This window comes from Umezawaea sp. Da 62-37, assembly GCF_032460545.1.
Taxonomy (GTDB): Bacteria; Actinomycetota; Actinomycetes; order Mycobacteriales; family Pseudonocardiaceae; genus Umezawaea.
Map to the genome: position 1 here is coordinate 1,668,826 of NZ_CP135965.1, position 12,359 is coordinate 1,681,184.

12 protein-coding genes are annotated in these 12,359 nt (G+C 72.0%); 7 read left to right on the plus strand and 5 right to left on the minus strand.

Annotated features, from left to right (window positions below):
• The first annotated feature begins 112 nt into the window (after positions 1–112).
• From RM788_RS07110 to RM788_RS07120, 3 genes are all read left to right on the plus strand, one after another.
• Complete coding sequence (locus tag RM788_RS07110; RefSeq protein WP_315930721.1) at positions 113–850, plus strand: chitinase; 738 nt, start codon at positions 113–115, stop codon at positions 848–850.
• Positions 851–1,037: 187 nt separating this feature from the next.
• Positions 1,038–1,703 (plus strand): pyridoxine/pyridoxamine 5'-phosphate oxidase, encoded by a 666-nt coding sequence (locus tag RM788_RS07115; protein WP_315930722.1) that lies wholly within the window; start codon positions 1,038–1,040, stop codon positions 1,701–1,703.
• Between the two features lie 153 nt (positions 1,704–1,856).
• Positions 1,857–2,996, plus strand: coding sequence for a DegT/DnrJ/EryC1/StrS family aminotransferase (locus RM788_RS07120; protein ID WP_315930723.1), 1,140 nt, complete (start codon positions 1,857–1,859; stop codon positions 2,994–2,996).
• A gap of 108 nt (positions 2,997–3,104) precedes the next feature.
• On the opposite strand, the gene RM788_RS07125 is transcribed toward RM788_RS07120, so the two are convergent.
• A complete protein-coding gene (locus RM788_RS07125) occupies positions 3,105–3,737 on the minus strand; it encodes a TetR/AcrR family transcriptional regulator (RefSeq protein ID WP_315930724.1) in 633 nt (210 codons plus the stop codon).
• Between the two features lie 102 nt (positions 3,738–3,839).
• On the opposite strand from RM788_RS07125, the gene RM788_RS07130 reads away from it, so the two are divergent.
• On the plus strand, positions 3,840–4,865 hold the full coding sequence (locus RM788_RS07130; RefSeq protein ID WP_315930725.1) for a glycoside hydrolase family 113 protein: 1,026 nt from the start codon (positions 3,840–3,842) through the stop codon (positions 4,863–4,865).
• 12 nt (positions 4,866–4,877) lie between these two features.
• Here RM788_RS07130 and RM788_RS07135 read toward each other — a convergent pair whose 3' ends face one another.
• Together RM788_RS07135 and RM788_RS07140 are read right to left on the minus strand one after the other, a co-directional pair.
• Positions 4,878–5,354 carry an ATP-binding protein gene (locus RM788_RS07135; protein ID WP_315930726.1) on the minus strand — a complete coding sequence of 159 codons (477 nt, stop codon included), beginning with the start codon at positions 5,352–5,354 and terminating at the stop codon, positions 4,878–4,880.
• A gap of 94 nt (positions 5,355–5,448) precedes the next feature.
• A complete protein-coding gene (locus RM788_RS07140) occupies positions 5,449–6,381 on the minus strand; it encodes a DMT family transporter (protein WP_315930727.1) in 933 nt (310 codons plus the stop codon).
• On the opposite strand from RM788_RS07140, the gene RM788_RS07145 reads away from it, so the two are divergent.
• Positions 6,380–7,783: an aminotransferase-like domain-containing protein gene (locus tag RM788_RS07145; RefSeq protein ID WP_315930728.1), complete on the plus strand. Its 1,404-nt coding sequence runs from the start codon at positions 6,380–6,382 to the stop codon at positions 7,781–7,783. The genes RM788_RS07140 and RM788_RS07145 overlap by 2 nt on opposite strands.
• Positions 7,784–7,798: 15 nt before the next feature.
• On the opposite strand, the gene RM788_RS07150 is transcribed toward RM788_RS07145, so the two are convergent.
• Together RM788_RS07150 and RM788_RS07155 are read right to left on the minus strand one after the other, a co-directional pair.
• Positions 7,799–8,002, minus strand: a complete 204-nt coding sequence (locus RM788_RS07150; protein ID WP_315930729.1) for a helix-turn-helix domain-containing protein — start codon at positions 8,000–8,002, stop codon at positions 7,799–7,801.
• Positions 7,999–8,613: a hypothetical protein gene (locus tag RM788_RS07155; protein WP_315930730.1), complete on the minus strand. Its 615-nt coding sequence runs from the start codon at positions 8,611–8,613 to the stop codon at positions 7,999–8,001. The genes RM788_RS07150 and RM788_RS07155 overlap by 4 nt, the downstream gene beginning before the upstream one ends.
• 284 nt (positions 8,614–8,897) lie before the next feature.
• Here RM788_RS07155 and RM788_RS07160 point away from each other — a divergent pair, with 284 nt between their 5' ends.
• Together RM788_RS07160 and helR are read left to right on the plus strand one after the other, a co-directional pair.
• Positions 8,898–10,121 carry a glycosyltransferase gene (locus tag RM788_RS07160; protein WP_315930731.1) on the plus strand — a complete coding sequence of 408 codons (1,224 nt, stop codon included), beginning with the start codon at positions 8,898–8,900 and terminating at the stop codon, positions 10,119–10,121.
• Positions 10,122–10,171: 50 nt separating this feature from the next.
• Positions 10,172–12,343 (plus strand): RNA polymerase recycling motor ATPase HelR, encoded by a 2,172-nt coding sequence (helR, locus tag RM788_RS07165; RefSeq protein WP_315930732.1) that lies wholly within the window; start codon positions 10,172–10,174, stop codon positions 12,341–12,343.
• The last annotated feature ends 16 nt before the right edge of the window (positions 12,344–12,359 follow it).

Genomic DNA, 12,359 nt, shown 5'->3' on the forward strand with positions numbered 1-12,359 from the left:
GGGCTCTTGACCCGAACCGGTTTCGCAACTCGAGAATTGGTCCATACCTCTTGGCGTAGCTCGACCGGATCGGTCGTACCGCGCACGACCGGCATGACAAGAGGAGTTCCGAATGTCGATACCCCGGTTCCTGAAGCGCGCCGGAGTGGCGATGAGCGCGCTGGTCGCCACCACCGGCGTCCTCGTGCTCCCCGCCACGACCTCATCAGCCCAACCGTCCACATCGGACGCTTCCTTCGTGATCAGCGAAGCCCAGTTCGACCAGATCTTCCCCGGCCGCAACAGCTTCTACAGCTACAGCGGTCTGACAGCGGCCCTGGACGCCTACCCCGGCTTCGCCAACACCGGCGACGACGCGGTGAAGAAGCAGGAGGCCGCGGCGTTCCTGGCGAACGTGAACCACGAGACCGGTGGCCTGGTCCACATCGTGGAGCAGAACACCGCGAACTACCCGCACTACTGCGACACCAGCCAGTCCTACGGCTGCCCCGCTGGCACCGCCGCCTACTACGGCCGCGGCCCGATCCAGCTCAGCTGGAACTTCAACTACAAGGCGGCCGGGGACAACCTCGGCATCGACCTGCTCAACAACCCCTACCTCGTCGAGCAGGACGCGGCCGTGGCGTGGAAGACCGGCCTCTGGTACTGGAACACCCAGACCGGTCCGGGCACGATGACCCCGCACGACGCGATGGTCAACGGCCGCGGCTTCGGCGAGACGATCCGCAGCATCAACGGGTCCATCGAGTGCAACGGTGGGAACCCGGCGCAGGTGCAGAGCCGGATCGACAAGTACACGCAGATCACCGGAATCCTCGGCGTCCCGGCGGGCGACAACCTGTCCTGCTGACACGAGCGCGGCGCGCAGGGCGTTCCCGGACTTGCCGGGAGCGCCCTGTGCGCGTTCACGGGGTGTCGGACACGCGGGCGACTCGCGTCGCTGCCCGACCGCCACCGTTCCGAGCAGGGCCGTCCGAGCTGGTTTCTAACGCCAATCGCGCTTGATCCCGTGTGAAAGTGCTGGATAGCATCGCGCCATGACCGCGACGGACCGCCCGATCACCCGACTGCTCCGCAGCCTCCCGTCCCTCGCGGGCCCGCTCCCGTCGTTCGACCCCGACACCGCACCGGACGACCCCGACGTCCTGTTCGAGGCCTGGCTGCGCGACGCCGTCGCCGCCGGCCTCACCGAGCCCCACTCGATGACGCTGTCCACGGTGGATCCCACCGGCCGGCCATCGGCGCGAGTGCTGATCCTGAAGAACCTGGACGGCGGACTCTGGCAGTTCGCGTCGGGTTCGGGCAGTCGCAAGGGCAAGGAACTGGCCGACACCCCGTGGGCCGCGCTCACGTTCTACTGGCCCGCCCTCGGAAGGCAGGTGCGCGTCCGGGGTGCGGTGACCGCGGCGAACGCGGAGGACAGCGCGCGGGACTACCTGGGCAGGTCGCCCAGCGCCCGAGCGGCGGCCCTGCTCGGGCGGCAGAGCGACGTCCTGCGCGACCCGCGCGAACGGGAACGCCAGCTCGCCGACGCGGCCGAACTCATCCGCCGGGATCCGGCCTTCGTCGCTCCGGAGTGGACGCTGTACGGCGTGCGAGCCGACGAAGTCGAGTTCTGGCAAGGAGATCAGCAGCGCAACCACACCCGACTCCGCTACACCCGCACCGGCGGAACCTGGACGACCGATCTGCTGTGGCCCTGACCCCATCTCGCCGAACGAGTTCCGGCGCGACCGTCGATCGCGGTTCCGGCAGGTGAAGATCAGTCATTAGTGATCTTCAGGTTCGAAGTGCAGCTGCCGAAACTGTTGACATCCTTGACAAACAGGGAAGTCGCGAAACGGAGAACGCAGCGGATGAATCAGGATGCGGGCAAGCCCGGCGTGGTCGTGCCCGCGGAGGGGCATCACCGGCGGCTGGCGAACATGCGGCAGGCCATCCACGAGCACCTGGACGCGGTGATCGACGGCGGCACCACGGTGATGGGCGCGTACACCCGGCAGCTGGAGCGAAGCCTCGGCGGGCGGTGGGGAGTCCACGCGGTGGCCACGTCGTCGGGCACCGAATCCCTGCACCTCTCGTTGCGCGCCTCGGGTGTCGGTCCCGGCGACGAGGTGATCGTGCCGAACATGACGTTCGTGGCGACGGCGTTCGCGGTCAACGCCGTGGGCGCGACGCCGGTGTTCGTCGACGTCGAACCGGACAGCTGGCTGATCTCCCCCGACGCGATCCGCAGGGCGGTGACGCCGAGGACCAAGGCGGTCATCGTGGTCCACCTGCACGGTCAGGTCGCGGCGATGGACGAGATCATGGCGGTGGCCGCGGAGCATGGCCTGATCGTGATCGAGGACTGCGCGCAGGCCCACGAGGCCACCTACCACGGCAGGCCCGCGGGGTCGTTCGGCGACTTCGGCTGCTTCTCGATGTGGGCGGGCAAGAACGCCGGCGGGCTGGGCGACGGCGGAGCCGTGGTGGTCAAGGACGAGAAGAACCTGCTCGCGGTGGAACGCCTGCACAACCTGGGACGCGACCGCGACAACCGCTACGTGCACCACTCGTGGGGCAGCCGGGCCCGCTTCAGCGAACTCGACGCCGCCGTGCTGGCGCACCAGATCTCCTTGCTGCCCGAGTGGAACGAACAGCGCCGACTCGTGGCCGACCGCTACGACAAGGCCTTCGCGGGCTTGCCGCTGTCGACGCCGACCGTCCTGCCGGGGCGCGAGCACGTGTTCTACAAGTACGCCGTGCACACCGACCACGCCGTCGAACTCGCGGCGCACCTGGCAGGCCGCGGGATCCAGGCGGAGCGCGTCTACCCGCACCTGCTGTCCGAACAACCCGCGTTCGAGCGTCTTCCGCATCGCGCCGAGCCGACACCCGTCGCCACGGCGAACAACCCCAAGCTGCTGTGCCTGCCGCTCTACCCGGAACTCCTCGAAGAGGAGAAGCAGGCCGTGATCTCGGGAGTCACCACGTTCTTCGAGAGCCGCTTCTGACGACACCGGGCCGGGCGCGCACTCCCGTTGAGCGGTAGTGCGCGCCCTGGTGTGGCAGCGGTGAAAGCAGTCGGGCGATCCGCTCAACGCGGCCGGTGGCAGAACGCCTCAGGACGCCCCACACCCCTCCGCGGCCTCCAGCGCGGGCACGAGCGGTGCCAGTGCGGTGCGGAGCAGGTCCGGCAGTGAACCGGACAGCACCACGAAGCCGGTGGTCGCCGAGGTCGGGAGCACCCAGCGTTCGAGGGCGATGCGGACGGCGGCGGCGACGCTCGCGGCGAGCACGCGGGCGGCCTGCGGGTCGGTGTCGCCGAGGCGGTGGGAGATCGCGTCGGCGAGCGGGTGTTCGATCGTGGTGGCGCTGTCGACGAACGCGGTGCGCAGCGCGGGGTTGGTGGTGATCAGCAGCAGCGCGTCGGGGGCGCCGTCGGGCTGGCCCGCGTACTGCTCCACGATCGCTTCGACGACGGCTTCGGCGAGGCCGACGGAGGCGGGTCGGGCGATCACCGCGGCGGCGACGCGCGTTTCCCGTTCGGTGGTGACGGCGGCGACGATCGCCTGCTCGCGGCTGGAGAAGTAGTTGTTGTAGGTCCTCGGCGAGACGCCCGCGGCTTCCGCGATGTCGTCGACGCGCACGTTGTCCGGCCCGACCTCCAGCGCCAGTCGCAGCGCGGCCTCGCGCAGCGCTTCGCGCGTGGCCTGCTTCTTCTGCTCGCGCAGTCCTGGCCGTCCTGTCGTCACCGGCTCAGCATCCCAGACCGAGTGCGCGCACGCAAATTTGCGTGCGCGCACTTTTTGGTTCTACGCTGCCGCCACCACAGCCGATCGGAAGGACGAATCCCCATGCGGGCCAAGGGCATCACCTACAGCACCGGTTTTGTCGTCCACGGGAAGAACTCGCTCCCGGAGTTCGACCCGGACCGGGTCCGGCGCGAGCTGGAGATCATCCGCGACGACCTGCACTGCAACGCCGTGCGCGTGATCGGCGGGGATCCGGAGAGGCTGGAGTTCGCCGCGGCGCACGCGGCCGGTCTCGGGTTGGAGGTCTGGTTCTCGCCGTACCCGCTGGAGTCGACCACCGACGAGATGCTGGCGCTGTTCGCCGACTGCGCCGACCGGGCGGAGCGGATCCGGGCGCGGGGCGCGGAGGTCGTGTTCGTCACGGGTGCCGAGTTGTGCTTGATGGACAGGGGTTTCCTACCGGGTGACACCCAGGAGGAGCGGATCGGGCTGCTGCTGAACCGGCGCGATCGCCTCGCCGAACTGCTCCCCGGTGTCGTCGCGGGCGTCAACGACTTCCTCGGCGAGGCCGTGGCGCTCGTGCGCGACCGGTTCGGCGGCAAGGTCGCCTACGCCGCCGTCCCGCTGGAGAACGTCGACTGGGAGCCGTTCGACTTCGTCGGCCTGGACCTGTACCGGTCGGCCGAGATCGCCGACCAGTACGCGGACGGCATCCGAAGGCTTGTCTCGCAGGGGAAGCCGGTCGCGATCACCGAGTTCGGCACGTCCGCCTTCCGCGGCGCGGGCGACCTGGGCGGCCGCATCCTGGAGGCCGTCGACTACGACAAGGAGACCGGCGCGCCGATCGGGGTGAACGGCGACCGCGACCGCGACGAGGAGGGTCAGGCGACCTACCTGCTGGAACTGCTGGAAACGTTCGACACGGGAGGGGTCGACAGCGCGTTCGTGTTCCTGTTCGCCCTGGACGACTTCCCGCACCGCCCCGACGGCGACCCGCGCGACGACATCGACATGGCGAGCCCCGGCGTGGTCAAGGTCTACGAGGACCGGCTCGGGGAGGCGTACCCGGACATGCCCTGGGAGCCGAAGGCCGCTTTCGGTGCGGTCGCCGGGTTCTACGGGGGTTGAGCAGGCCGGCGGTCAGCGGTGTTCGGAGAGTTCGGCCCACACGGTCTTGCCGCCCTCGCCGTCGGGCAGGACGCCCCAGGCGCGGCTGACCCGGTCGACGAGCGGGATGCCGCGGCCGCCGGTGCTGGGGCAGGCGGGGTCGCGGTCGGTCACTTCCACGCGGACCGCGCACCCGTGGCGGAAGACCCGGACGCGGCCGGGGAGCGTCGCGTGGCGGTGGGCGTTGGCGGCCAGTTCCCCGGCCACCAGCAGGACGTCCTCGAGGACCTGCGAGGTGACCACGGCCTCCAGGTGCCTGCGGATGCCCGAGCGGACCGAGCGGACGTCGTTCCAGTGCCGGAGGTCGCCTTCCCAGGGCAGCACGGCCAGGGTCAGCGCCTGCTCCACCTCGGCGTGCAGCACCGTGACGGCGGCGGTGACGGAGCCGCTGACCAGTGGTGGCCTGCCGAAGAAGTCGAACGGGGGACCTGGGTCGTGCTGGTGATCCATCGGGCGACTCCTCCGGGACGGCGGGCAGGGTGCGCCGCGGTAGGTGTACCCCGTGCGGCGTCGGCGCACACGGCTTTCCCGCGGACGGGAAACCCTAGCTCTCCCCCGCGCCGAACCTGGAACGGACTGCGACTCCGGCGCACGCGATCACCACCGCGCCGCCGACGACGGTGGTCCAGGTGAGCTGTTCCCCCAGCAGCAGCACGGCCCAGGCGATGGTCAGCACGGGCTGGACGAGCTGGACCTGGCTGACCCTGACCATCGGGCCGATCGCGAGACCGCGGTACCAGGCGAAGAAGGCGAGGAACATGCTGACCAGGGCCAGGTAGGCGAACGCGGCCCACTCGACCGGGGTGCCGGTGGGCGGCCGGCCCGCGATCGAGACGGCGGTGAGGGCGGCCATGAGCGGCGCGGCGAGCACGAGCGCCCAGGACACGGTCTGCCACGCGCCCAGCTCACGGGCGAGCAGGCCGCCCTCCGCGTAGCCGACGGCGGCCGACACCACGGCGCCGAACAGGAGCAGGTCGGACCAGTGCAGCCCGCCGAGGCCACCGCCCCGCGACGTGGCGAAGCCGATGGCGGCGAGCGCGCCCGCGGCCGCGGTGGCCCAGAACGCGGGCGGTGGTCTCTCGTGGCCGCGGAGCACGGCCATCACGGCGGTCGCGGCGGGCAGCAGGGCGATCACGACGGCGCTGTGGCCCGCGGGCGCGGTGGTGAGCGCGAACGACGTCAGCAGCGGGAAGCCCACGACCACACCGGCCGCGACGACGGCCAGGCGGGCCCAGTGGACGCCGCGGGGCAGGCGCTGCCTGGTGAACGCCAGCGCGCAGGCCGCGAGCAGCGCGGCGACGACGGCCCGGCCCGCGCCGATGAACAGCGGGGGCATCCCGCCGCTCTCGACCGCGACGCGGGTGAACGGGACGCTGAAGGAGAACGCCAGGACGCCGAGCAGCCCCCAGCCGAGCCCGGCGCGGGCCGTGGGTAGCACCGGGGCGTCGAGGGCAGTAGCGCTACTGTTCGCTGTCATGTCCATTGATAGCAGTTCGCGCATCGTGGCGGAACTCCGCGGCTGGATCGCGGGAGCGGCACCGGGCTCGCGGCTGCCGTCGACGCGGGCGCTGGTGGCCAGGTTCGGGGCGAGTCCGGTCACGGTGCAGAAGGCCCTGCGCACGCTGACCTCGCAGGGGATGGTGGAGAGCCGCCCCGGCGTCGGCACGTTCGTGTGCGCGGTCCGCGTCGCGCGGCCGAACGACTACGCGTGGCAGACCGCGGCGCTCGGGTCGCCGGACCGTTACGCCCCTCCGCTATCGGCCGCGCTGCGCACCACCCCGAACGACGTGCTCGCGCTGCACTCGGGCTACCCGGACCGGGAACTGCTGCCCGAACGGCTGGTGCGCGCCGCGTTCACCCGTGCCGCCCGCGGCGACGCGGCCGTGAGCAGGCCACCGGCCGCGGGTCTGCCGGAGTTGCAGGCGTGGTTCGCGACCGAACTGGGCGCGGCCGCCCCGGTCGGGGTCGCGCCGCCGTCGCCGAGCGACGTGATCGTCCTGCCGGGCAGCCAGAGCGGGCTCAGCACCGCGTTCCGCGCGCTGGTGGGCGCGGGTCGGCCGCTGCTGGTGGAGTCGCCCACCTACTGGGGCGCGATCCTGGCCGCCGCGCAGGCGGGCGTGCGGCTCGTGCCGGTGCCCAGCGGCGTGCGCGGGCCGGACCCGGAGGCGCTGGCCCGCGCGTTCGAGCGCACCGGGGCGAGCGCCTTCTACGCCCAGCCCAACTACGCCAACCCGACCGGCGCGCAGTGGTCCTCCGCCGTGGCCGACCGGGTGCTCGACGTCGTGCGCGGGCACGGGGCGTTCCTGATCGAGGACGACTGGGCGCACGACTTCGGCATCACCACCGACGCCGTCCCGCTCGCCGCGCGCGACGACAGCGGCCACGTGGTGCACCTGCGGTCGTTGACCAAGAGCGTGTCCCCCGCCGTCCGGGTGGCCGGGATCACCGCCCGCGGTCCCGCCCGCGAGCGCATCCTCGCCGACGCGCAAGCCGTGTCGCTGTACGTCAGCGGCCTGCTCCAGGCCGTCGCGCTCGACGTCGTCACCCACCCCGCCTGGCGCACCCACCTGCGCGGTCTGCGGCAGCACCTGGCGGCCCGCCGGGATCTCCTCGTGGACGCACTCCGCGAGCACGTGCCGACCGCGCACCTGGAGGCCGTGCCGTCGGGCGGGCTGAACCTGTGGGTGCGGCTGCCGGATGCCACCGACCTGGCCGGGCTCGTGCGGGACTGCGAGGCCGCCGGGGTGGTCGTCGCGCCGGGCGACGAGTGGTTCCCCGCCGAACCGACCGGGCCGTACCTCCGGCTCAACTACGCGGGTCCCAACCCCGGCGCGTTCCCGGAGGGCGCACGGGTGATCGGCGCGGCGCTGGGGAAGTAGGCCCAGGCGCCGCCTTCACCGCTGCTCGCTGAGCAGGTCCCCAGGCTGGCAGTCGAGCGCCTCGCACAGCGCGGTCAACGTGCTGAACCGGATCGCCTTCGCGCGCCCGTTCTTCAGCACGGACAGGTTGACCACGGTCACACCGACGCGTTCGGACAGTTCGACCAGCGTCATCCCGCGCTGCTCCAGCAGTCGGTCGAGGTGCACCTGGATGCTCACACGGTTCCTTCGAGGTCTTCGCGCATGGCCGCGCTGTCCCGCATCACGCGCGACAGCGCGATCATCCCAAGGCCGGTGACGATCGCCCAGCCGGGGAAGTCCCAGTCGCCGATGAACCCGAACTCCTCCGCCTCACCGGACGTCGACGTCACGAGCAGCAGGTTCTGCGCCACCGACTCCACGAGCGTCGCCAGCGGCAGGACGACCAGCAGGTACCTGCCGAGTCCGCCGACCCGCTGCGCGACCACCAGCGTGTGGACCCCGCCGCGTTCCGCGTGCCGGAGCAGCACGGCCAGCAGGAACAGCGCGCCGCCGTAGGCGAACGACGACGGGGCGCGCAATCCGAAGCCGAGCACCCGCTGCACCGCGCTGGGGTGGGTGACGCACACCTCCATCGTCCTGACCGTGCTGTAGCCCTCGACCTCCAGACCGTCCAGCGGCTGGAGGTCGGGCTTCACGTCCGCGATGCCCGCGGTGGCGTCGAAGCACACCGACCCGCCCAGCAGGAAGAACGCCTGCACCAGTGATCCGAGTACCAGGAACACCATGACCAGCGAGAACATCGCTGTCACGATGCCGGAGAACACGACCAACGACCTGTTCTTCTCCACGACGCCCCCCTGAGCCGACTATCGATAAACGATACCATCGACAATCGATATGGTCACTGCCGCGAACGGACCACCGGGCCGTGGTCGATCAGGAGGCACGTCGTCGTGGCGGTCCGGACGGACTCGAAGGACCGGGACGACGACACCGCGCAGGAGCGGAAGGAGGAGTGACCACTCCTTTCCACGTTCAACGTATAGCGCACCGGGGGGCTTGTGGCAAGACCCCCGTCGTGCCGCAGAATCACCGGCCGAAGCGTGGAACCTGCGGAAATGGGAGTCGCCCAGTGCGAGTGTTGTTGTCGACGTACGGATCTCGGGGGGACGTCGAACCGCTGGTGGCGCTCGCGGTGGAACTGCGGGCGCTCGACGTGGACGTGCTGGTGTGCGCGCCGCCGGACTTCGCCGAACGGCTGGCGGGTCTCGGCGTGCCGCTGGTGCCGGTGGGACCGTCGGCGAGCGAACTGACTGCCTCCGCGCCGCCGCCGTCGTCCATTCCGGAGCGCGCGGCCCAGCTGATCGCGGACCAGTTCGCGGTGGTCCCCGCGGCGGCCGAGGGGTGCGACGCGGTGGTCGTGACCGGCATGATGCCCACCGCGGCGGGCGCGCTGTCGGTGGCCGAGATGCTGGGTGTCCGGGCGGTGTCGGTCACCTTCCAGCAGCTCACCCTGCCCTCGCCGCACCACCGGCCGCTGGCCTATCCGGGCAGGCCGCTCCCGGACGGGGTGACCGACAGCCGGACCTTGTGGGACCTGGACGCCGAGAACGTCAACGCGTTGTTCGGCGAGGCGCTCGACTCCAACCGGGTGGCCAACGGCCTGCCGCCGGTGGCGAACGTCCGCGACTACGTCATCGGCGACCGCCCCTGGCTGGCTACCGATCCGGTCCTGGACCCGTGGCGGGAGCCGTCGTACTTCGAGGTGGTGCAGACCGGCGCGTGGGTCCTGCCCCACGAGCGCCAGCTCCCGGACGACCTGGTGGCGTTCCTGGACGCGGGCGAACCGCCGGTGTACGTGGGCTTCGGCAGCATGCCCATGCACGGGTCGGCGGACGTCGCGCGGGTGGCCGTGGAGGCGGTCCGGGCGCAGGGGCGCCGCGTGGTCGTGCTGCGCGGCTGGGCCGGGCTCGCGCCGGAGGACGTGCGGGACGACTGCTTCGTCGTCGGCGAGGTCAACCAGCAGGAGCTGTTCGGCCGGGTGGCCGCCGTCGTGCACCACGGCGGCGCGGGCACCACCACGACGGCCACGCGCTCCGGCGCGCCGCAAGTGGTGGTCCCCCAGTTGGCGGACCAGCCGTACTGGGCTGGCCGGGTGGCCGACCTCGGCGTCGGCGTCGCGCACGACTGTCCGACGCCGACGGTCGAGTCCCTGTCGGCCGCGCTCTCGGCGGTGCTGACCGCCGGGACGCGCGAACGGGCGGCCGCCGTGGCCGGCACGATCCGCACCGACGGGGCCGCGGTCGCGGCGAGGCTGCTGGTCGACGCGGTCGAGCGGGACCGGGTCACCGCGTGAGCCGCGCGGGATCGTCGAACGAGAACTCCGTCCAACGCGGTGAGGGGCCTGTGTCAGCTCAGGGGTACGAAGAGGAACTGGAGTCCGAGCGCGCCTACGTGGCCGGGCTCTACGCGCGGCTCGACGCCGAGCGAGCGCGGGTGAAGGACGAGTACACCTCCGCGCTGGGCGGCACCGGCGGCACGCCCATGGAGCGCGACGTCCAGGTGCGCACGTCGGCCAGGGAGCTCAAGCGGCTGGACTTCGGGTCCAGCGGGCTGTGCTTCGGCCGGTTGGACGCCCTCACCGGTGAACGGTCCTACATCGGCCGGATCGGCCTGTTCGACGAGGAGAACGACTACGAGCCGGTGCTGCTGGACTGGCGGGCGCCGGCGTCGCGGCCGTTCTACGTCGCCACCGGCGCCTCGCCGGAGAACATGCGCCGCCGCCGCCAGTTCCGGACCCGCGGCCGCCAGGTCGTCGACTTCACCGACGAGGTGCTCGGACGCCCCGACGGCGTCGAACGGGGTGACGCGGCGCTGCTCGCGGCGGTCAACGCGCCGCGCGGCGAGGGCATGCGCGACATCGTGGCCACGATCCAGGCCGAGCAGGACGAGATCATCCGGCTCGACCACCCCGGCGTGCTGGTGATCGAGGGCGGGCCGGGCACCGGGAAGACCGTGGTGGCGCTGCACCGCGTCGCCTACCTGCTCTACACCCAGCGGGAACGGATGGAGCGCCACGGCGTGCTCGTCGTCGGGCCCAACCCGGCGTTCCTCGACCACATCGGCCGCGTCCTGCCGTCGCTGGGCGAGTCCGACGTGGTGTTCACGACCACCGGCGACCTCGTGCCGGGCCTGCGCGTCACCGCGGAGGACACCCCGGAGGCCGCGCGGCTCAAGGGGTCGTTGAAGATCCTCGACGTGCTCGCGGCGGCGGTCGCCGACCGGCAGCGGCTGCCGGAGGAGCCGCTGGAGATCGAGGTGGGCGGTGTCACGGCGCTGATCGACGCCGCGACCGCGGAGTGGGCGAGGGACGAGGCTCGGGCCAGCGGCCTGCCGCACAACGAGGCCCGCGCGGTGTTCGCCGAGATCGTCACGTACGTGGTGACCGAGCGGGCGATCGGCCGGATCGGCAAGGGCTGGCTGAACCGGTCGGACAAGACCGCGTGGGAGCGGATGCGGGCCGACCTGGTCAAGGAGCTGGCCGAGGACGGGGCTTTCGCCGCCGCGCTCGACGAGCTGTGGCCGGTGCTGACGCCGCGGGACCTGCTGGCGCCGCTGTACTCCTCCCCCGACCGGCTGGAAGCGATCGGAGCGGATCCGGTGCTGGCTCGCGCCGACGGCGCCGCGTGGACGGTGTCGGACGTGCCGCTGCTCGACGAGCTGGTCGACCTGCTCGGCCGGGAGAAGGCGGACGACCGGGCGGCCGAGCGGGAGCGCAGGGCCGCGGCCGCGCACGCCGCCGAGGTGCTGGACAGCCTCGTCGGCCGCCAGGACTCGATGGACGACGAGGACCACCTGTTCGCCACCGACCTGCTCTACGCCGAGGACCTGGCCGACCGGTTCGTCGAGCACGACACGCGCACGCTCGTCGAACGCGCGTCCGCCGACCGGGACTGGACCTACCGGCACGTCGTCGTGGACGAGGCCCAGGAACTGTCCGAAATGGACTGGCGGGTGCTGATGCGGCGCTGCCCCGGCCGTTCCTTCACGGTGGTCGGCGACCTCGTCCAACGCCGGTCGGAGGCCGGCGCGACGTCGTGGGCGTCGATGCTCGACCCCTACGTGCCGGGACGCTGGGTCTACCGGTCGCTGACGGTGAACTACCGCACCCCGGCGGAGATCATGGCCGTCGCCGCCGCGCTGCTGGCCGATTTCGCACCGGACGTCCAGCCGCCGGAGTCGGTGCGCGCGTGCGGTGTCCAGCCGTGGTCGAGGCGGGTCACCGAGGACGGACTCCCAGATGCCGTCGAGGAGTTCGTCCGGGACGAGGCAGGCCGGGAGGGCACGAGCGTCGTGATCGGGCCGCCCGGCGTGCCCGGCGCGGTGACGGCGTCGGAGACCAAGGGACTGGAGTTCGACGCGGTCCTGGTCGTGGACCCCGATCGGATCCTCGCCGACGGCCCGCGCGGCGCGGCCGAGCTCTACGTGGCCCTCACCCGCGCCACCCAACGCCTCGGCGTCCTGCACCGGGGCCCGCTGCCCCGCGTGCCGGCCGGGCTCGCGGCGCGACCGCTGTAACCACCGGCGCCGAGCG